Source organism: Microcoleus sp. SVA1B4 (assembly GCF_036700545.1).
Classification (GTDB): Bacteria; Cyanobacteriota; Cyanobacteriia; order Cyanobacteriales; family Microcoleaceae; genus Microcoleus.
Genome location: NZ_JAUBPB010000022.1, coordinates 42152 through 64222, shown reverse-complemented (window position 1 = coordinate 64222; position 22071 = coordinate 42152). Strand labels below are relative to the sequence as shown.

The 22071-nt window shown below is 45.4% G+C and carries 15 protein-coding genes; 8 read left to right on the top strand and 7 right to left on the bottom strand.

Annotated features, from left to right (window positions below; genetic code table 11):
* Nucleotides 1–202: hypothetical protein (locus QT987_RS12880; RefSeq protein ID WP_333240355.1), on the top strand; the 202-nt coding region annotated here is incomplete at its 5' end.
* 19 nt (nucleotides 203–221) lie between these two features.
* Here QT987_RS12880 and QT987_RS12875 read toward each other — a convergent pair.
* The 5 genes from QT987_RS12875 to QT987_RS12855 form a co-directional block, all read right to left on the bottom strand.
* The gene (locus tag QT987_RS12875) at nucleotides 222–809 is read right to left on the bottom strand and encodes a hypothetical protein (RefSeq protein ID WP_333240353.1); all 588 of its coding nucleotides are present in this window, start codon (nucleotides 807–809) and stop codon (nucleotides 222–224) included.
* A 509-nt stretch (nucleotides 810–1318) separates the two neighbouring features.
* Nucleotides 1319–1948 (bottom strand): macro domain-containing protein, encoded by a 630-nt coding sequence (locus tag QT987_RS12870; protein ID WP_333240350.1) that lies wholly within the window; start codon nucleotides 1946–1948, stop codon nucleotides 1319–1321.
* 349 nt (nucleotides 1949–2297) lie between these two features.
* Nucleotides 2298–3272 carry a diguanylate cyclase gene (locus QT987_RS12865; RefSeq protein WP_333056958.1) on the bottom strand — a complete coding sequence of 325 codons (975 nt, stop codon included), beginning with the start codon at nucleotides 3270–3272 and terminating at the stop codon, nucleotides 2298–2300.
* Nucleotides 3273–3282: 10 nt separating this feature from the next.
* Nucleotides 3283–6378: a response regulator gene (locus QT987_RS12860; protein WP_333240348.1), complete on the bottom strand. Its 3096-nt coding sequence runs from the start codon at nucleotides 6376–6378 to the stop codon at nucleotides 3283–3285.
* 127 nt (nucleotides 6379–6505) lie between these two features.
* Complete coding sequence (locus QT987_RS12855) at nucleotides 6506–11974, bottom strand: PAS domain S-box protein (RefSeq protein ID WP_333240346.1); 5469 nt, start codon at nucleotides 11972–11974, stop codon at nucleotides 6506–6508.
* 674 nt (nucleotides 11975–12648) lie between these two features.
* Between QT987_RS12855 and QT987_RS12850 the strand changes: the two genes are divergently transcribed.
* The 4 genes from QT987_RS12850 (at nucleotide 12649) to QT987_RS12835 (ending at nucleotide 15877) form a co-directional block, all read left to right on the top strand.
* Nucleotides 12649–12876: a hypothetical protein gene (locus tag QT987_RS12850; RefSeq protein ID WP_333240344.1), complete on the top strand. Its 228-nt coding sequence runs from the start codon at nucleotides 12649–12651 to the stop codon at nucleotides 12874–12876.
* Nucleotides 12877–12966: 90 nt separating this feature from the next.
* Nucleotides 12967–13146, top strand: a complete 180-nt coding sequence (locus QT987_RS12845) for a hypothetical protein (RefSeq protein WP_333240342.1) — start codon at nucleotides 12967–12969, stop codon at nucleotides 13144–13146.
* A 261-nt stretch (nucleotides 13147–13407) separates the two neighbouring features.
* The gene (gene mgtE, locus QT987_RS12840) at nucleotides 13408–14805 is read left to right on the top strand and encodes a magnesium transporter (protein ID WP_333240340.1); all 1398 of its coding nucleotides are present in this window, start codon (nucleotides 13408–13410) and stop codon (nucleotides 14803–14805) included.
* Between the two features lie 148 nt (nucleotides 14806–14953).
* The gene (locus tag QT987_RS12835; RefSeq protein WP_333240338.1) at nucleotides 14954–15877 is read left to right on the top strand and encodes a hypothetical protein; all 924 of its coding nucleotides are present in this window, start codon (nucleotides 14954–14956) and stop codon (nucleotides 15875–15877) included.
* 181 nt (nucleotides 15878–16058) lie between these two features.
* Here QT987_RS12835 and QT987_RS12830 read toward each other — a convergent pair whose 3' ends face one another.
* Nucleotides 16059–16577 carry a hypothetical protein gene (locus tag QT987_RS12830; RefSeq protein WP_333056950.1) on the bottom strand — a complete coding sequence of 173 codons (519 nt, stop codon included), beginning with the start codon at nucleotides 16575–16577 and terminating at the stop codon, nucleotides 16059–16061.
* A gap of 20 nt (nucleotides 16578–16597) precedes the next feature.
* Nucleotides 16598–17680 (bottom strand): ParM/StbA family protein, encoded by a 1083-nt coding sequence (locus QT987_RS12825; RefSeq protein WP_333041971.1) that lies wholly within the window; start codon nucleotides 17678–17680, stop codon nucleotides 16598–16600.
* A gap of 404 nt (nucleotides 17681–18084) precedes the next feature.
* On the opposite strand from QT987_RS12825, the gene ftsH2 reads away from it, so the two are divergent.
* The 3 genes from ftsH2 to QT987_RS12810 all read left to right on the top strand — a co-directional run bounded on the left by ftsH2 (nucleotide 18085) and on the right by QT987_RS12810 (nucleotide 22044).
* Nucleotides 18085–19971: an ATP-dependent zinc metalloprotease FtsH2 gene (gene ftsH2, locus QT987_RS12820; protein WP_333082514.1), complete on the top strand. Its 1887-nt coding sequence runs from the start codon at nucleotides 18085–18087 to the stop codon at nucleotides 19969–19971.
* A gap of 133 nt (nucleotides 19972–20104) precedes the next feature.
* A complete protein-coding gene (locus QT987_RS12815) occupies nucleotides 20105–20515 on the top strand; it encodes a hypothetical protein (RefSeq protein ID WP_333240336.1) in 411 nt (136 codons plus the stop codon).
* Nucleotides 20516–20754: 239 nt separating this feature from the next.
* The gene (locus QT987_RS12810) at nucleotides 20755–22044 is read left to right on the top strand and encodes an aminopeptidase P N-terminal domain-containing protein (RefSeq protein ID WP_333240334.1); all 1290 of its coding nucleotides are present in this window, start codon (nucleotides 20755–20757) and stop codon (nucleotides 22042–22044) included.
* Nucleotides 22045–22071 lie beyond the last annotated feature (27 nt).

Sequence of the window (22071 nt, the reverse complement as noted above, 5' to 3'; positions counted from 1 at the left end):
TGTGCCACAAGAAAATTCAATCTTTGTGGAACAGGCATCTTGCCTGTTTTTTAAATATGAACAGCCAAGATGCCTGTGCCACAAGAAAATTCAATCTTTGTGGAACAGGCATCTTGCCTGTTTTTTAAATATGAACAGCCAAGATGCCTGTTCCACAAGAAAATTCAATCTTTGTGGAACAGGCATCTTGCCTGTTTCTTAAAATGGTGTCATATCTGAGTTTAATCCTTCTTGTCAAAAAACACCGTCAGCGAGTTCCATGCAGACTTAGCCGCATCCGTCAAGCGAGTGCCGATCGACTCAATTTGCTTCACAATAAGGTGCCAATTCTTTTCAGCTTCCGTGTGAATGTGGTCAACAGCTTGTTCGATGCGATCGCGTTCGATCAATTTATTTTGTTCCACCGCTTCTCGCGCTTGTCGCACTGCTTTCAAATAAGCTTCGCGACTGACTTCGCCTGCATCTTGCACCTGCGCTTGCGCCCGCGTTTTAATCGCATCTACCACCAGCCAATTTTTCTCAGTTTCTTGTTTAATCAGCTTGACTGCTTCTGTGAATCTCTCGTGGGCGAGATCCTTATTTTCTTCGATCGCCCCCGATGCCTTATTGACAGCTTTTAAATAAGCTTCGCGGGTGAGTTCGCCCGCTGCTTGCACTTCGGCGGTGGCCCGTTTTTTAATTGATTCAAACAGCGCCGCAGTTTCTGCGATCGCCTCATCAGTCGCGTCGGGCATCTCTTTTTTGACGAGCTCCGTCGTTTCGAGAGTAGCCTCTAAAACTGGTTCCTCGGTTACTTTTGGATCTGTCATCTCAATCTTCTCCTTTGGTAGTAAACATTTTGAAAAAAACTAACAGTCCCCGGACGCAGACTTTGTATGTGTAGCGCCAGATTGAATTGTGGTCTTTTATACAGACTTTGTACGTGTAGCGCCAGAAGGAATTCTGGCATTTAATAAGAACTAGGCAATTCTTGTTCCAGCTTTATCAACTTTTGTATCCGCGCTTACCTAGTTGGAATGACCTCAGTTCTATTACATTATATCTACCAAAGTTTCTCTTGTCTGTAGGATACCGCCAACTTGCAGGTACGGTTTAGCGCACTTAGGAGCGCGAATTAAATAACTTACAATTTTAATTGTTATTGTGGGATGGGCGTCCCGCCCGTCCACTCATGACGGGCGGGACGCCCATCCCACTTTCAAGAGTGGAAGTTATTTAATTCTCATTCCTTAAATTTATGATAAGTCTCTCTACCTAAAACAACACACACCAATCAACTTGGTTTCTCAACCCAATAAAACGGGCCAATTTAATAATTTTAATTTGCCAACTGCAAATCTTCGCGATCGTCCGTATATAACAAATGGTGACCTCTTTGAGCGTGCAGTAAAGATTGAGGAAATTCGTACTGAGATAAGAGGATATCTTCCAGCGCAACTTTCATTTGATTGGCACAGATATGTGGCGGCATTTTGCCCATTCCCGTACCCATGCCGGGAATAGCGATAGTTTCAATTATATGTTTGACAGGCGTTCCATCTGGGACAGAGCCAAATTTTACGAGAGTCAAAATAGCGCGGGTTGCTAGATAAACATTTACTGTTTCTCTTAAAACTGTGGGAACCCTCATAATTGGTGCAGCTATTAAATAGGGAATTTCAGCATGATCTGTGTCTACAAGTTCTGCCATGCCTACTAAGAGTTCGCCGTGATGTCGAGATTGAATTATTTTTTGCAAGCGTTCAAGAACCTGCCCTCCAAAATATTCCGAAATTTCTAACTCTAAGCCGTCGTCCATGAAACCAAAACTATTCCCCGGACTAACAATAGCATCGCATTTCACATCAAATATTGAACCGTGATGTATCTTTACATTTTCCATACTGCCGCAAGTGCTTTCCCAGGCTCTAACTAAACTATCGTCTAAGGCAGCCAGCACAATTTGCATAAATACTCTCTCTTAATTTTAATGGCGAACAGCCAGAGCGATCGCCAATTTAATCCTACAATACTTTACATAAGTCCGCTGAATCTAAAATTTATCTCAATTTCAACTAGCAAATGTTCAATAGCTACGACATTTTTTGCTCGCACACACCCTTAACCTAATACAGAGAGAGCTTTTAACGCGGTTGTCACCCTCTCAGTTTTAGGTGTGATGAGCTGTACTGCATCGTGTTTTCTGGCCCAGGGGCTAATGTCTGCAAGCTGTTTCCCGATCTTGTTTTCAGTTTACTCTTTCTCGGTTGATCTCACATTTAATAAATACTGCTTATGACGCTCCGATATCGGTGTTCTCAAAAGAAAGGTTGAGGATTGAAACAGCGTTTGGTGCGTTTATGCTCGTACATCAGTTTATCAGCCTTTGCCAGCAATTGTTCTAATAAAACTTCATTATTTAAATCCCCAAACTGCACACCAAGACTTATTGATATATAAGCTCGCTCTGACTGTTGATTAAAGCGATCTATATTGTCTTGCAGCCGAGCATGAAAATTAGTAGATGAATCACCAGAAAAGTTAGGAATAAATAAAGCAAATTCATCTCCTCCCAGTCGAGCCACAATATCCGCTTCACGAAAGGTTTGCTTCAATATTTGAGCTGCGTCAACGATTACTCGGTCTCCCATTTCGTGTCCTAAAGTGTCGTTAATTTTTTTCAAACCATCTAAGTCAGCGAACAAAATAAAATAAGATGTTTGCGTGCGCCTCGCAATTTTTAGTTGTTGCTCTGCTAGTAAAAAAAAGCCCCGTCGGTTATATAATCCCGTTAATTCATCGGTCACGGATAGCTGTCTTACTTCTGCTTCTGCCCTCAGACGTTCTTGGATTTCATGTTCTAAACGTTGATTTTGTTCTAGCAGTTGTTGGCGTTGCTGTTGGATGAGTAATTGATTTTTTACTCGCATCAGCACTTCCTGTTCTTGAAAGGGTTTGGTAATATAGTCTACGCCACCGAGTTCAAAGGCTCGTACCTTGTTTTCTAGTCGTTCGAGGGCACTGATAAAAATAACCGGTATCTGAGCACTCGCTTCCGATGCTTTTAACTTTTGGCAGACTTCGTACCCATTCATTTCGGGCATATTGATGTCAAGTAAAATTAGACTCGGTGGGTCGCGATGAACACCTTGGAGTGCCATTCTGCCGTTGAGGGCTTTACGGACAATATAGCCCTGTGACTCTAGAATTTTGGCTAACAAGCGTAGATTGTCTGGGGTATCATCCACGATGAGAATATGCGTTTGGGCTACAAGTTTGAATAAAGCTGTCATGTTCTTATTCCTAAATCTGGGTGAGAGTTGCGATCGCTTCAAGCTGAAAGTTATCTACCAGAGATGTCATCGCCGCGATGAAATCTTGTTTCTCCTTGGGAATTTGAGCGATAAGTTCATAAAGCTTATTATCACTAAGATCGAGTGCTGCTTCATGAACTTCTGCAATCCACTTGGGGGGCATGGTTTTCAAGTATGGAGTCAATATCTTTGGTGGCGAAGCTGATGAGTCTGGCGGAATTTTTTCGGCGTAGCAGTAGCGGACGCCCAAGTGATGAGCTATCTTGTCGAAAAGTGTGTCTTCAGTAAACGGCTTGGCAATGTAGTCATCGCAACCGACTTGCAGGCTGGCGATACGATCGTCCTCAAAAGCATAGGCAGTCAGGGCAATAATGCGTGTAATTTGTCTTTTGTCCTGTGACATTTGCCCTGAGTTATCTGCTGATGACTCATGACTCATGACTAATGACTGTTGCGATCGAATCTGTCTCGTCGCTTCATAACCATCCATGACAGGCATTTGAATGTCCATCAAAATCAGGTCAGGGTGCCATGTTTGCCAACGATCGATCGCCTCTACCCCATTTTCCACCGCACACACCTCAAACCCAACTGACTCCAGCAGTGTCACCAGCAGTTGCTGATTTTCGGGAACGTCTTCTGCTACTAGAATTCGGTAGATAGGTTGCCCAGGTTCAATCCCGATAATCCGATCGCTCGTTTCAGGTTCCTCTAAATCAAGGGACTCTGGTAGTTCCAAAACGACTTGGCAGGTAAAAGTCGAGCCTCGATTCAGAGTGCTTTGCACGGTGATATCGCCTCCCATCAGACGCGCAAACTCACGACTGATAGACAGTCCTAAACCTGTTCCTCGATCGTGACGATCGCGATTGGTTTGCATGAAGGCGTCAAAAATTGATTCTAAATCTGAGGGAGAAAGGCCCGATCCGGTATCCTCAACTTCGAGACACAGGGTAATAGTTCGTTGAATATCCGGTTGATTAGTGGCGCGATCGCAATTTGTACTGGATGGCATATCATCTGATGAAAAAGCTCGTCCGCGCAGCACTATGCTTCCTGTTGTTGTAAATTTGATCGCGTTCCCCAACAAATTAATCAAGATTTGGCGAAGTTTTGCTTGATCGCCACAGACATAACGGGGGACAGTAGCATCCCACTCGCTGCTCAGATGTAACCCTTTCTCAGGCGCTTTGATGGTGAACATCTCGTTAATAGAACCCAGCAGTCGATGCAGATTAAAACAGCTTTTAGTCAGTACCAATTGCCCTGCTTCAATCCTAGACATTTGCAAAACATCGTCGATCAATGTCAGCAGGTGTTCTCCACTACGGGTAATGATCCCTAAATGCTCTTGAAATTCTTCTGGGATATGGGGGCTGCGGTTCATAAGCTGGGTAAATCCCAGAATGGCGTTGAGTGGCGTTCTGAGCTCGTGGCTCATGTTCGCAAGGAACTGGCTTTTGGCACGGTTGGCTATTGCTGCCCTTTCTGCAGCGTGTTCTAGGGCAGCTTGCGAAAATTCTAACACCGCCAGCATGAGGATATGTCTCATTTCGGCGGCACCTTCTAACTCTGCAATCTGCCACGGCTCAGACATCTCCCGCACTGTCTCTTTCCACAGTTCAAAGGATTTGCGGGGAGACAGGTGCATTTTTCCAATTTCGTCGATCGACACAGCATCATGTGGATTACCTGCCCAGTTTACGGTTTGAATTTGTTCGGGTCGGAACCAAAGGATGTGGTATGACTTTTGTATGGCGTAGGATAGCAAGATTGAGATTGCTAAAACACCGCTAGCTCGCTCTTTGAATTGCTTCGCTTGGGGATACAACTGAGACAAAGAAGCTGTTGCAAACACTCGTTCTTTGTTCTGTTGCAGCAACCACTGCACGAGTTCGTCAACCTCAGCTTCAGATGGTGTTTTACCCACCAATGTCAGACGACCATCGAGCAGAATAGCAGCTCCCTGAGCATGAACTAAATCTAGCAATTGAGAAGCATTTTCGGTCAATACCTGTTCGATAAAATTAGACTCTCGCCGGAATGCCTGCTGAAGTTGATCCTGAATAGTTTTCGCCTGCGATCGGTAAACGTTCAATTCTCGCTCTTGCTGATGCACCAGTTCGATCGAGGCAAATTGTCCTAAAAATTCACAGGTTTTGCGAGTGTCGTAATCTACCAATCGCGGGCTGTAATGGTGACAGGCAATTAATCCCCAGAGGCGTCGATCGTCAATTAACGAAATCGTCAGTGTCCCAGCCACTCCCATATTCTGCAAATATTCAATGTGGTAGGGAGATACTCCCCTTAAGACACAAGCACTTAGATCCTGGGGTGTATTGGTTAGGGGATGGTTGGTGGGAATTAGCCGGGCCGGGGTGTAATTGATATCAGGAATTTGGCGCACCCAGTTGCGGTAAAACAATTTGCGGGCGGGTACGGGAATATCGATCGCCGGGTAATGCAATCCCAGGTAGCTTTCTAGATAGCTTTCTTTCTCTTCGGCAATCACCACCCCATGGTCATCGGCTTCAAACCGATAAATCATCACGCGATCGAACCCTGTCATGGCTTTTACTTCTCTAGCAATGGTTTGAGCTAAATCAGAAAGACCGAGCGCAGTGCGAAAGTTGAGGATAACTGTTTGCAGACGCTGATAAAAATCCATTGCATGATTATTTTCAATAGTCAATTGGGGTTCTAGTTCCAGAATCAACTCATCGGGTCGCTGATGCACTGTGCTTCTAAATGTTTGAATTTTGCCGTCTTTTAGAGGTATTTTCAGATTAAAACTATTATGAATCTTGAGCTTTTCTTGATTGAGATACCTGACCATTTCTTGTACTTGCTCGTGACCAAATAACCATGGCAATGGCTGACCTAGCAATTCTGCGACACCAATGCCAAAAAACACTTCTACATTGTCACTTACTTGTAAAATGTTGAGGCTTTTTTCTTGCAGACATAAAAGTATTCCGTGGGGCTGAATATGACCGGGAGCATATACTGATTCTTCACTGCATTCCTCTAAATTTGTTAAATCTAAAGGAGTAATTTCCGAAATTTTTGGTACTTTATGAGGCATTTTAGAGCAGTAGTTATCAATAAAAATTAAGGATGTTTTTTTGGCAATTTTACCAACAATCAAATTGAATTCTTGTTGGCTGTGCCTAATTTCCTAGTCCTAATCAAACGTTTAACTGCACAACAGCTTATAAATCCAATGGAGGAATTTCACTTGGGAAATTACCTTGAATTAGATTAAGGATTTTCTCAAATTGATACTGGTGGGCGAGTTCCGTCAGATGAGTACCGAATTGAGCCAGGTCTGATGAAAGTTGAGCTACCAGTTCAACGATCGCAAAATCATCCCCACATAAAGCAGCATCTTCCAACTCAACCACCCATTCTTTTGGTAATGTCGCCAGAAGCATTGGATCGAGGGAATCTGGAACCCCAGAGGCAACAGAACAGAAATAAGAAGGAAAACAATCTGTTCCCCGTTCCCCCTTTTCTGTTTCCTCTTCCTCATATACATACTCTAAACCTAGGTATTGGGCCATCTTAAGAAATAGGGTCTGTTCCCGGAAGGGCTTGCTGATGTAGTCGTTGCAGCCAGCAGCCAAGGCGAGGGTGCGATCGCTCTGGGAAGCTTGGGCCGTAAGTGCAATAATGATACTGTTCTGTCCGTCTTCCATTGCCCGAATTTGCTTCGTAGCTTCGTATCCATCTAACACGGGCATCCGAATGTCCATCCAGGTTAGGTCGGGTTGCCATTGTTGCCAAATCTGCACCGCTTGCTGTCCGTTGGTAGCTTCTTTTACCTCTAATCCTAATTGTGTCAGTAATCTGACCATTAGCAAGCGATTTTCTGCTTGATCATCAACCACCAAAATGCGATGATCCGGTTGACCGGGAGCCAGCCCAATCACGAGGCGATTATTCTCTTCGGGTGTAACATTAACTCCACTGATGGGGCTGACGGGAAGGGTAAAGGTGAAGGTACTCCCCTGTCCCAGAGTGCTGCTGACAGAAATTTTTCCGCCCATGAGTTCCAGCAATTTGCGGCTAATGGTGAGACCTAGCCCAGTACCGCCGATCGATCGTCTCCCAGCTTGGGCTTGCACAAACGCATCGAAGATGGTACTGAGTTCGATCGGTGCAATCCCTACACCTGTGTCAGCGACTACAAACTGGAGAATCTGCCGAGTTGTGGTTAATGCCCCTGTACCGTCCGCCTCAATACTGACTTGCAAAGTAATGCTTCCCCGATCGGTAAATTTGATGGCATTACTCAGCAGATTGAGCAAAACCTGGCGCAGTTTTTGAGCATCGACAAGCATAAATTGGGGAACTTCTGGCGCAATCTCGAAACAAAGGTCAAGTCCTTTAGAACTTGCTCGTTGGGCCAACATATTTCGCAGGGAATGCAGCAGCGCAATTAAGTCTAATCCGCTTTCTTCAACTGTGCAGTGTCCCGATTCAATTTTCGAGAGATCCAGCACATCGTTAATCAAACTCAAGAGGTGATCCCCACTCCGTCGAATTGTTTGCAGGTCTTCTTTTTGGTTGGGAGTTAGGGAGGGGTCATGGGTCATCACCTGAGCAAATCCTAGAATTACGTTGAGAGGTGTGCGTAATTCGTGGCTCATATTGGCTAGGAAGGTACTTTTTGCCAAGTTCGCTGCTTCTGCTGCTTCCATTGCGTGCTGCAGTGCCAGTTCTTTACGTTTGCGATCGCTGATATCTTGCCCAATGCCCAAAAAATGCCCGCTAGAAAGCCGCACGTTTGCCCAAGATGTCTCTAACTGCTGTCCGGTGGCGGTCAGTGTTTTCATATCTTGCCACTTGCCGGTTGCTGATAACATAAAGTCCCCGACACTTTGACGATCAACTGGGTCAGGATAACACTCAGCTAAGATATCTTTTTGCTGCCAATCTTCTAGCGACCAACCTAAAATGTTTTCAAATTCCGGGTTGAGCAATTCCATTTGACCTTGCGCGTTAAATAAAGCAATCATCACTGGGATATTATCGACGATCGCCTGAAACATCTCTTTCTGATAGCGCAGAGCTTCCTCTGCCTGTTGTCGAGCCGTAATATCTCGCAGAAAGGTAGTAAAAATAATTTCACCGTTGATCTCGATCTTGGAAATGGAAGCCTCTGCGGGAAACTCTGTGCCATCTTTGCGCCGCCCAAAAATGGCTCCTCGCTCTGCCATTTGCCTTGCAGAGCCTCCATTATGGGCATAGTGGCGGACGTGGTGATGGTGAGCATCGGCAAGGCGCGAGGGCATCAACATCGCCAGGGGTTTCCCTAAAATTTCCTCAGCCACGTAACCAAAAATTTTTTCGGCTCCCTTGTTAAACAAAGTGATTTGCTGATTGGTATTGATGGAAATGATCGCATCGCTGGCAATTTCTAAAATTCCGGCAAATCGCGCTTGAGAGATTTTTAACTCGATTTCGGATTGTTGGCGATCGGCTTCGTTGCGTTTACGTTCGCTAATATCCCGGCAGATACAGAAGTTCATCATCTCATCTTCTAATTTCACCCGGTTCCAGCTAATTTCCACGTCATATACAGAACCATCCTTGCGGCGATGTCGCGTTTCAAACAGCGGAATAACCTCCTCTCTCTGGAGCATAAGTTGTAGTTCTTCCCTCGTCCATTCAGCATCCCAATCAAACACACTCATACTCAGGGTTTCTTCTAGGCTGTAGCCCAGCATTTGAGCAAAACTGGGACTAGCTTCGACAACTTTTCCGACCCTATCCATGACAACAACACCGTCCAGTGAAGTCTTGAAGAAGGCTTTACTCCGCAGGAGTTCCTGTTCTAGTGCAATTTCGGCTTTTTTGCGATCGCTAATATCTTTCATGAAGCAGTAATGCCCCAAAAATTGATGCTGTTCGTCGTAAGTTGAAATCATCACCAATTGCTTATAAAAAACCGAACCGTCTTTACGAACCCCTCTGCTTTCAACTTCAACTCTGCCCTCTTGCACCATCAGCCAATAGGCTGCAACCAGTTTTTCCAACTCATCGGGATCTACGGTTTTTTGCCAGGACATCCCGATCATTTCTTCTGGCTGATAGCCGGTCACGTCAGAATATGCTTTATTGACATAGAGGTAACGTCCTTGAGTGTCTATTTTGGAAATGCCGGACAGCGCATTTTTCATCACCTCACTCATTTCTCTAAGCTCTGCTTCTGCTTGTTTGCGATCGGTGATATCTTCTGAAAAACAAAGTAGGTACTGGGACTGATGCTGTTCGTCGTAAATGGGAATCTCCACCGTATGCAGCCAACGTTTTCCCAGACTATGACTGTCAATGACTTCTTCGAGAATATCCTCAGTCTTACCTTTTTCAAAAACTTCTCTATCCTTTTGGTCAAAAAAGATAGCCTGTTCTGTTGGGAACAAATCATAGCCACTTTTGCCGATCGCCTGTTCGGCTGAAATGCCAAATAACCGTTCGCTGGTTTTATTCCAAAACTGAAATACGCCAAATTGTTTAGGCTGTGCGTCCTTAACAAAAACCGCCACGGGTAAATTATCCAGAAGTGCTTGTAAGAAATTGCGAGTTTTTTGGATTTCCAGCTCCACTTTTTTGCGCTGGCTAATATCAATAAACGTAACTATAACTTTTTTAAGTTGACCTTTTTGATCTAACTCCGGGTAGGCATTAACTAATACCCACACACAACTATCCATTTCTTTTTTAATTCCTAAAACCTGATTTTTGATAGAACTTCCCGTGGATAAAACCTGATTCACGGGATATTCCTCTAGGGGCATCACGCTGCCATCTTCCCGCACCAAATGCAATGCCGGATCGCTCACGGGTTTTCCCAGCATTTGATCCATTGAAAACCCTAGTAATTCAGCGGCCGTTTCATTACAGAATTGGAGGCAGGTATCTGTCCCATGAATCACAAAACCCGCATTTAAGTTATCGATCAATTGCCGATATCTGGCTTCGCTTACCTGTAAAGCAACTTCAGCTTGCTTGCGCTCCGTAATGTCGGTGTGAGAGCCAGCCATCCGAATTACGTTACCTGCATCATCCCAAAGTGCTTGACCACGATCCAAAATCCATTTGTAGGAACCATCTTTGCAGCGAATGCGATGTTCTGTGATATAGAAAGGAGTTTTCTTGGCAAAATGATCTTGAACGGCTTGCATCACCCATCCCAAATCATCGGGATGTACCAGATTAGCCCATTCGTCTAGAATGTTTTGGATTTCATGGTCTTCATAGCCCAGCATTTCCTTCCAACGACTAGAAAAGAAGACCTCGTTGGTTTGAACATTCCAATCCCAAATGCCGTCATTATTCCCGCGTACAGAAAGTTCCCAGCGTTCTTCACTTTGACGTAGTGCTGCTTCTGCTTGTTTGCGGTCAGCAATATTCCGGGCAATCTTTGAGGCTCCAATTATATTCCCTGCATCGTCTTTAATGGGGGAGACACTCATCGAGACATCGATTAATGTTCCATCTTTCCTCAGCCTCTTTGTATCGTAGTGTTCGATGCGTTCTCCTCGCTGGATTTTAGTGATAATTTCGTTTTCCTCATCTCGATAGTCTGCGGGAATCACTTTTCTCCCTGATTGCCCTACTATTTCGGCCGCTGTATAGCCAAAAATTGTTTCGGCTCCTACATTCCAACTTGTAACTACACCCTCTAAATCTTTACTAAGAATGGCATCTTCCGAAGATTCAACGATCGCAGCTAGTCGGGCGATCGCAATTTCTGCCTGTTCTCGCTGGTGAATTTCCCATTGCAACTGGCGATTAGCTTTTTTGAATTTATCGACTTTGCCATAACTAATTTGTGCGAGATACACGACCCACATCAGGATCAAAACTAAAACTAAACCACCAATTAATACAACTCTTGGCCAATAAAATTTGACATTATTTAGTAGATATGAAGTTGGAAAAACCTCTATCCTCCAGTCTACACCATAGGCTTTCACTACAACTGTTTTATCCTCTGGTTTTTGAGGCAAATACTTTTGACCGTAGATCAAATTTGGGCCATCATATATAGCCACATTGTACCCAGATGACACTTTTAAAATACTCTCAAATAGAGTTTTAAATTGAAAAACTCCGACAATAAACCCATCAAACCGTTCACCTACAAACAAAGGAAAACTTGCTAAAAATCCTTTACCCCCTTGAACAAGTGAAATATTGCCACTTAAGATAGGTTGACGCAAATCACGAGCTACTTGCAAAGTAATTTTCCGACGTAGTTCCCCATTCAAATCTAGGTTTTGCGCTGCCTCATTCCCTGCCAGTGGTGCAACCCATCGCACTTTAAATGATGGATCGACTAATGCGATCGCCTGATAACCGTAAAAATCCTTTACATAAGCCTCAGCATCGGCTTCCCAAAGAGCCTTTGGTGTACCGCCATTGGCTTGCCAGCGACTCGCCATTTGCCGAAGCGTCAAAACTCGAATGGATAATCCTTCGGTTAGTTGTGACTGAATCGCATTGGCTTCCTGCTGAATTAACTGCTCAATGTGAATTTGTGCATTGATGGTTAGCTGTTGCCACGTAAATAAAACAGCAAAAGAAGCCACCACACCAAGCAAAAGAGGTAGCAATCGTTTAAGTGGTGTTTGGTCTAAACTTATAATGACTTTGCGTCGAGGGATCACCATAAATTAAGCGATAGATGAATAGAGCTGTTTTCGATTTATTGGGCTATAATTGGGTAATTTACTGAGGCAAGAGAGCTAAGTCTTGAGCCGGAAAACCAGTTAGTTATAAGGCACTATCTAAACTTTATACCCCCTCAAATGAGCTATTAGATTCCACTGGTAAAGAATGTTGTTCATTAAGCCCTAGCCCTCTAACTAGATTTAGAGATGGCGATGAGCAACATCTGTTCAGATTGTAAATAGGTGTTGTTTGCCAACATTGGCGACAAAACCAGTAGATTTGATGCTGGCGAACGTGACGGAGCATTTGATTCGAGCAGCAGGGGCACTGTGTCATAAAGACCTCTTTTTTAACTAAAGGCTATTTCACTCTTGTTGCAAAATGCTGTAAGCTCGCTTGAAGCAACGATAACAAGACCCTATACAAAAAAAATAAAGATTTGGTAAAGAATATAAAAGGGTTAAGAAAAAGATACAAGTTTAAACATTCCGTAATAAAAATAAGAGCGAAGAGAATTTTTATCCCACAATACGCACCTTGTAATATCACATCTGTTGTGTGATAATTATATACTATTCAGATGCAGCTTTTGAGACTCATTCCTACATAAAATAATTTTCCTGTTCCCTGTTCCTTGATTTGATCTGAGAGTCTAAATCCTAGCCCTACACCTTTGTATGAAGGTATCGCGGGCCGACAGTCTGGTGTAAAAGATGCGGTATCAGGAACAATCGATGCCTTTGCTAGCGACGGAATGCTGTTAGTAGGAGAAGCGCTGAGACAGGGTTTAAGTCCAAGCCAATATTCTGTGATACCGGAGCAGCCTTTAACCTGCATTTCTTACGGCATGATATTGCCAGCAAGTGACACTGAATGGCAAGAAACAGTCATTCGATTTTAGATTTTAGATTTTAGATTTTGGATTGACCCCACGGATAAATTCGGGGGCTTGAGGATTTTAGATTTTGGATTGATTCCACGGATAAATCACGTGGCGGGTACCATCAAGAAATTCTTGGTCAATAATTTTATTCGCAATCAAAGTTCGACGAATTTGTTGGAAAAAGTGCTGGGGCGCAATTCTCCTTTCCTACCGATGAGTGTCGCCGATCGAGATAAATGTATTGGAACCCAAATCGGGCAAGATGCTGGGCGCGCACCAGAAGAATAGGGGTCAATCGATTGCGCGATTTTAGATTTTAGATTTTAGATTTTAGAGGCGACCCCACGGATCAATGCGGGGGCTCTTCTGATTTTCGATTTTCGATTTGGGATTGATTCCACGGATAAATCACGTGGCGGGTACTACCTTTGAAATTCGTGGTCAGGTGCGGATCTTGTCAGGGCAAGTCCGATCGCTGTAACCAGTGGCGTCAATAGGCTCTAAACTGGATTCAGGAAGGCGCGCAGCACAGGTTTAGGAGGGTCATCAGTGACAGAAAAAAGTTATCAATCGTCTTCTCTACCAACCTACGCGCGAAAAGAACTGCGGGAATTAGTTCGATCGCAGTTAAGGGCCCTGTTGGAAGAAGGAGACTTTAAAGGAGCAAAAGCGATTTTGCACCCGGTTCAGGAAGCAGACATAGCTGAAGCTATCGAAGGCCTGCCAGAAACCATGCAAGTAATAGCTTTCCGCTTGCTTTCCAAAGACGAAGCAATCGCAGTCTACGAATATCTCGACTCCAGCGTTCAGCAGTCCCTCTGCGAAAAATTCAAACGCCAAGAAGTCATTGACATTGTAGACAAAATGTCCCCGGACGATCGAGCTAAACTGTTTGACGAACTGCCGGCAATATTAGTCCGTCGCCTGTTGGGTGAATTGAGCCCGACGGAACGGGAAGCAACGGCTCAACTTTTGGGTTACGAAGCCAGTACCGCCGGTCGGATCATGACCCCGGAATATATTTCTCTGAAAGAAAGCTTTACCGTCGCCCAAGCTTTAGACCGAATTCGCTCTTTGGCTAAAACTACCGAAACAATTTATTCTCTTTACGTCACTGACGCCGGACGCAGCTTGACAGGTATTTTATCCCTGCGGGATTTAGTCACTTCGCCCCTCGACAAAACTGTCGGCGAAATTATGACCCGCGACGTAGTTTCTGTTCAAACAGGAACGGATCAAGAAGAAGTAGCTAGGCTGATCCAGCGTTACGATTTTTTAGCTGTGCCCGTTGTAGACCGCGAACAGCGTTTGGTCGGCATCATTACAGTTGACGATGCGATCGACATTTTAGAACAAGAAGCAGCCAAAGATATTTATACCTTGGGCGGCGTCCAATCCGGTGGCGACAATTATTTTCAGACCGATTTAATTACCGTTGCCCGGAAAAGAGTCGTGTGGCTGTTTGTTCTGCTTTTAACTAATACTGTCACCGGCGCAATTATTAGAGCTCAAGAAGATATTTTGAACCAAGTAGTCGCCCTAGCAGCCTTTATTCCCCTGCTGACTGGCACTGGAGGCAATGTCGGAGCTCAGTCCTCAACAGTTGTAATTCGCGGTTTGAACACTGATGAAATTACAGCAATGGGCCCGTTTCAAGTAATTGTTCGCGAGGGGATGGCGGGAGCGCTGCTAGGAGCTATATTGGGAACTGTAGCGACGGGCTGGGCTTACACTCTGCAAGGGAGTTTACCAGTGGCACTCGCGGTGGGAGTGAGTTTGTTTGCGATCGCAATTTTAGCTTCTATTGCCGGTTCAGCTCTGCCTTTTCTATTTCGTTCTTTGGGTTTAGACCCCGCTTTAATGTCTGCTCCCTTTATTACCACCGCAGTTGATGTCCTCGGGGTCTTGATTTATTTCACTTTAGCTCGACAAATTTTGCAGCTTTAATATATTTAATTACATGGCTGTCAATAAAAAACCCATAGTAATTTTAAATTCCGTGATGTACAGCCTCCCAATTCCCAATTCCCTATGCCCTATGCCCTATGCCCAATTCCCTATGCCCAATTCCCAATTCCCAATTCCTAATTAACTTATGTCATCATCCAATTCACCAACAAAAATCCAAAATCCCACGTCGAGCAATTTGTTAGAAACTGCTGAAGTGGTTTTTATTGCTGCCTCTGCTGTGGGATTGGCTGCTAGTTTGGTTTGGGAACAGAGCGTTTATGCTCAAGGCGCGATCGTGATTGCGTTGGTGTTGAATTTTGTGAACCGGCAGAAGCTGCACAAGCAAGTTAAAGCAAGTACGGCGGCCACGTTCGATCGCGTAAATCAACAAGCAGCTACTACCGATCGCGCGATCGAGCAATTGCAACTTGCTGTAAATGCTTTAGACGAAGCTCTTGCTCAAACATCTCGCGAAAATCTCAATGTTGGGCCTGGAGAAAATGTACACTCTCTAATTTCAGCAATTGAGAACCTGCGCCAGCGACTAATAATTTTAGAAAAAACTATTAAAATGATTCAAAGCGAGATCGAACTCACCAGCCGCCAATTCAAACAGCGACCGGAGTTGCAACAAGTCGAAACTTTGACAACAATAATTCTGGACTTGCAGCAGTTTATCAACGAACTGCCACAGTGGGGCAATTTGCAGCAGCGACAGCTAACAGAACTTCAGCAAAAAGTAGACAATGCTTTGGCTCAACTATCTGAAGAAATTGCTGTGATTCCCAACCGCGTGCAAGATGCGCTAGCCCATCGCGGTGGGGAAATTAACCCACAGTTTGGTTCGGGTTTGAATGCCGATCAAAAGAATGGTTATCGACCAAAAACCCAGAATGAGAAAATTCGCCAGAAATATCCCAGAGCTTATGTCAAGTGGAGTCAGGATGAAGACGAAAATTTGAAGCAAGAATATGCTAGCGGTCAACAAATTGACGAATTAGCTCAGAGATTTCAGCGACAGCCTAGTGCCATTCGTTCGCGATTACAAAAATTAGGAATAATCAAATAATGGGAATGGTATAGACAAAAATGAGTAAATCTAAAATCTAAAATCTAAAATCGGCAATAACAAAACGATCGCCCTTTTTTTTCAAAAGAGCGATCGCTTTGTTTCTGTATTCAGTACCGGCTGCTAACAGCGGGCCACTAACATTACATCTCAAGGCTTTTTAGCCTGGGTCTACCTCATTTTAGAAATCTTGGGGTAACAAAGAACTTAAACGCTCCAACAAAGGATCGGAATTCCGAGGAGGAGCAACTTCAGCATCAGGCACTACATTATCATCCGCCACAGAGTCAGACTCAATCGGGCCAGGCTCTACTACTTTTGAAACTGGGGCAAAAGAAACTTGAGCAAACTTACTGTTAACACTCCCCTGCAACTGATCCAACTGCGCGCTGAGTTGACTCAGTTGATGTTCCAGTCCCTCCAAACGGCTTAATTCCTCTGCCGAAACATTGTGCTCAAACTCAGCAAATTTCACCACAAGTTCAGCAATACGCTGTTCCAACCGCTGAAAGTTCTGTGTAGAGCTAGCAGACTCAGATACAGACAAAAACTGCCACAAAGCTTGCTTGCAGAGATTGCTGAAAGTCTGATACTTCGTGAAAGCCAACTCTTTTTCAATAGCGGCCAGCAAAGTTTGATCCGCAGCATCTTCCGTAAACGCCACCGAGAAATTCGCCTTATTTTTTGCCCACAGTGCCATAGGGTTCAAGCCTTAATGCGTTACTTTATCGTGGCTAGCTGAGCCTCAGCATAAATAAACTGTCCCAAAGCATTAGCTTTCCGGGAAGGCTGAGCCAAGTGAGCCTTAAGATTGGCGTCTTTAAGCAAAGGTTGCAAAACCTCCCAGAAAAACTCGCCGCCACCGCCAGTCAGAACCACATCCGTCACACGTTCGGGCAACCACTGCACCAAACGTTCGGACAGTTCGTTAGCGAAAGCCTCTCGCAAATCCTTAATAATCGGATCTAAATTAGTCGGCTTAGTCGCTCCTCTGGGACGGTAGAAACGCTGGCCTTCGGGTTTATTCACCGCTTCCAGTAAAGACAGAGATTGAGGGTCTGCCCCCGGAATCTTTGAGGCAACTTGTTCGTAGAACTTGTTCATTGCGAAGGAATCGCTCTTTGAAGCCGCCCGGGCGAAACGGAAACGATCGACCATTAACAAATCGGTAGTTTGGTGTCCGATATCTACAACAGCCACCGACAGTTCCGGCAACTCCGGCGTAAACTCCTTGTTATCTTGAGCCTCGCACCAAATCAGGCTGCCGAACCCTTCCGGCATCACCCAAACGTGACTGATGTTAATATCCACCCGCTCGCCCCGGTACACCACAACGTGGGGAGAGCGCAGTTGGCTGATAATCTCTTCCTTTTCCTTCTCAAACTGATCCTGCGAATAAAACGGCAAACCCAGCACAACTGCTATTTCGCCTTTCATCTGGAAATATCCAGCACAGGAAAAGACCTTAACCAAAGCATCTACTACTTTCGATTGGTCAGCGCCACCGAGATTAGCGCCAAAATCTGCTGCCAATTGACCGATCGCGTAGCCCTTGCCCTGGTACTCCAGCCACATATCCAACAGAGGGTCTGTTGCTTTGGACTCAAAGCTGCCGCCCCGCACCTTTTCCACGGGCATAGTAGCCACGTTGGCAGGGATGAAAACAACGCTACTCGGGTTGCGACTCACGCAAGCTTTAGTTGCCGTCCGACCCAAATCAGCACTAATAATCGATTTGTTAGAAGCGACTTTAGTCTGCTGGGTCAGCATAGCCGAATTAGGAACAAGCTGTCTAGTTGTCATTGAAATGTGTTACCTCACTGAGCCTCACCATTATCATGCCTTATCCCTTGACACTGCCACGCTTAAAGACAGTGGGTTTTGCGGCGATTCTTCTAACTCTACCTAGATCGGTATCGAAATCAGCACCAAACATTATATTCGGGACGATCGCCCTTAATTGATTTTAGATTTTAGATTTTAGATTTTAGATTTTAGAGGGGACAACAGGGGGCGCGGTCCGGGGGCTTGTACCCTGGATGGTTTCGGTCGAGGAGTATTCTCGATCGATCGCGGCAATACGGCCTGTTGCCTGAGAGTGCATTGTTAAGTTAAATTTAGTTAAGATTCTGAGTGTAAACTTTTGTCGCACTTCTCCCACACCGCGATCTTACCCGATCTGTCCCCAATTCAAGGCATCCTCATTTATGAAAATTTCTTGGCGAACTATACTACTTTGGACTTTACCCGCCTTAGTCATCGGCTTTTTCTTGTGGCAGGGAGCCTTTGCGCCATCCCCCGCAGAAATGAGCAAGAATACCGCCAGCACCCGCCTGAGCTACGGTCGATTCTTAGATTACTTAAACGCCGGTCGAGTGACCAGCGTTGACCTTTACGACGGAGGTCGGACGGCTATTGTCCTAGCAGTCGATCCCGAACTGGACAATCACGAGCAGCGGTGGCGGGTAGACTTGCCCTCAAATGCCCCGGAACTGGTTTCGAGGCTCAGAGACTCCAAAATCAGCTTCGACACTCACCCACTACGCAACGACGGTGCTGTCTGGGGACTTTTAGGCAATCTAGTATTTCCCCTGTTGTTAGTAGGAGGGCTGTTTTTCCTCTTCCGCCGCGGTGGCAACGTGCCAGGGGGCCCTGGCCAAGCCATGAATTTTGGCAAATCCAAAGCTCGCTTTCAAATGGAAGCTAAAACAGGCGTACTGTTCGACGACGTAGCAGGCGTTGAGGAAGCCAAAGAAGAACTTCAAGAAGTGGTGACATTCCTCAAAAAACCCGAACGCTTCACCGCAGTCGGGGCGAAGATTCCCAAAGGCGTGCTGCTAGTGGGCCCTCCCGGAACCGGTAAAACCCTGCTGGCAAAAGCGATCGCAGGCGAAGCCGGCGTGCCTTTCTTCAGCATCTCCGGTTCGGAATTTGTCGAAATGTTCGTCGGTGTCGGCGCTTCCCGCGTTCGGGACTTGTTCAAGAAAGCTAAAGAAAATGCTCCTTGCATTATCTTTATCGATGAAATCGATGCAGTGGGCCGCCAGCGCGGCGCAGGTATCGGCGGCGGTAACGACGAACGGGAACAAACCCTGAACCAGTTGCTGACCGAAATGGACGGTTTTGAGGGCAATACTGGCATTATTATCATTGCTGCCACAAACCGCCCCGACGTGCTCGACTCAGCGTTGCTGCGTCCGGGACGTTTTGACCGCCAAGTTAGCGTAGATACGCCGGATATCAAAGGCCGCTTGGAAATTTTGGAAGTTCACGCGCGCAACAAGAAGCTGTCTCCAGAGATTTCTTTGGACGCCATCGCCCGCCGCACTCCTGGTTTTACCGGCGCTGATTTGGCTAACTTGCTCAACGAAGCTGCGATTTTAACCGCCCGCCGCCGCAAAGAAGCGATTACGATGCTCGAAGTTGACGATGCAGTCGATCGCGTGGTAGCAGGTATGGAAGGCACTCCTTTGGTGGACAGCAAGAGCAAGCGCTTGATTGCTTACCACGAAATCGGCCACGCGATCGTCGGTACAATCATTCAAGCCCACGATCCAGTTCAAAAAGTTACCTTAGTTCCTCGCGGACAGGCCCGCGGCTTGACTTGGTTCATGCCCAGCGAAGACCAAGGTTTGATTTCAAGATCGCAAATTTTAGCCCGGATTAGCGGTGCTTTGGGTGGCCGCGCAGCCGAAGAAGTAGTTTTCGGCGATGCCGAAGTAACCACCGGTGCCGGTAACGACTTGCAGCAAGTCAGCGGTATGGCGCGGCAAATGGTGACTCGCTATGGGATGTCTACCTTGGGCCCGATCGCCCTGGAAGCTCAGCAAAGCGAAATTTTCCTCGGCCGCGACTACACAGCGCGATCGGAATATTCCGAAGAAATAGCTTCTCGGATTGACGGACAAGTTCGATCGATTGTCGATCACTGCTACGACGACGCCCGCCGAATTATTCGCGAAAATCGCACTGTGATCGATCGCTTAGTCGATTTGTTGATCGAAAAAGAAACCATCGACGGCGAAGAGTTGCGCCTAATCGTCTCTGAATACACTTTTGTTCCTGAAAAAGAACAATACGTTCCTCAACTTTAATAGTTGTTTGAACATTAGGGACACGGCATTGCCGTGTCTTTAAAAAGTAGGGACGCAAGACTATTGCCACGTCCCTACTTTTTTATTAAACTGTCAATAATATTAAACCGCCCCTAAACGCCAATTAACGCAGATGAATACTACATTGGCCCTACATACTAAGAATTTGTCATTTTTTTTTATAGCAGCTTTTATTTTTGTTGGTGTCAATACTTTGAGCGCCCGCGCCGAAAAATCAAGATGTTTTGTAGATATTTGCATCGACTCCAGCAGCGTTGAATTAAGCAAATCCGATATTCCCGGTGCTCCCTCTTATCCAGTCAGAACTATTTTAGTAACTCAACAGTTTAGTAACGATAAATTGTTGGCGCAAATGGAAGTTGACTGCCAGCAACGACAGTTGAGAACGGTCAGAGTTAGCCAAGATGGCGAAAATTGGTCGAATTTCTCTCCGAAATGGACTTTAGTCGATGGCCACTCATCTTTGTCTCGGCTGGTTGACTATACTTGTAAATTGGCGATCGCAGAACAAGAGAATAAATAAGTATAGCCTTTCTCAGTAATATGAGGTGTACGCTTGATAAGCGGGCATAGGGCATAGGGCATACCTCACCAAGATTGAGAAGTGCTGTAACCCAGAAAAAAAACAGATCGCCTATATCTTCAACCATTGCCTTGCAGGTGCAAGTCTGTGTGCCCGTAAACTTAGCCGTTTCAACCGCCGAGTGTTAATATTACAATCAATCTAAAATCTAAAATCTAAAATCTAAAATCTAAAATCGGATGACCAACCCCACCGAATATCGGCAAAGACGCGAACAATTAATGGCCAAAATTGGCAGCGGGACGGCGATATTTCGTAGCGCACCCGCAGCCGTCATGCACAACGATGTAGAATATGCCTACCGACAAGATAGCGATTTTTTCTACTTAACCGGTTTCAACGAACCTGCGGCGGTAGCAGTGCTCGCGCCGCACCACGAAGAACACAAATTTGTGTTGTTTGTGCAGCCAAAAGACTTGGAAAAAGAAACTTGGCACGGTTATCGCGCCGGAGTAGAAGGCGCTAAGGAATTGTACGGCGCGGATGAAGCTTTCCCGATTAATGAACTTGCGGAAAAATTGCCGAAATATTTAGAAAAAGCCGATCGCATATACTATCACTTCGGGCGCGATCGTAGTTTCGACCAAACAGTCCTCAATCACTGGCAGCGCTTGATGGCAACCTATCCCAAACGTGGCACAGGCCCGACAGCAATCGAAGATTCCAACATCATTTTACACCCAATGCGGCTGGTGAAAAGCGAAACTGAATTAGCATTAATGCGAAAAGCCGCTAATATCTCAGTTGCAGCGCACAACCGCGCCCAAGAATTCGCTAAACCGGGCAGATACGAATATGAAATTCAAGCTGAAATAGAACATACTTTCGGCTTAAATGGCTGCACTCCCGCTTACCCTTCAATTGTTGCATCCGGCTACAATTCCTGCGTCCTCCACTACATCGAAAACAACCGGCAAATGCAGGAAAACGATTTGTTGCTAATAGATGCCGGTTGTGCTTGCGACTACTACAACGCTGATATTACTCGTACCTTTCCTGTTAGTGGCAAATTTACAACTGAACAACAGATAATTTATGACTTAGTTTTGCAAGCACAATTGCAGGCAATTAGTCAAGTATATCCCGGAAATCCTTACAGCAAAATTCATGAAACAGCGGTGCGCGTTTTGGTGGAAGGTTTAATGGATTTAAAACTTTTGGTGGGCGACATTGAAGAGATAATTAAAGAAGAGAAATACAAGCCATTTTATATGCACCGCACTGGTCATTGGCTGGGATTGGATGTGCATGATGTCGGCGTTTATCAGTACGGCGAAAATCCGCAAGTTTTGCAGGCAGGACAAGTGCTGACGGTGGAACCGGGGATTTATATTTCTCCTTATATTAAACCCGTTGAAGGACAGCCGGAGGTTCCTGAAAAATGGCGCGGTATTGGCGTGAGAATTGAAGATGATGTTTTGGTGACATTGGAAAGTCATGAAGTCTTGACGGCGGGAGTTCCTAAATAAAGGAAAAGTAGAAGGCTTTGGGGAGAA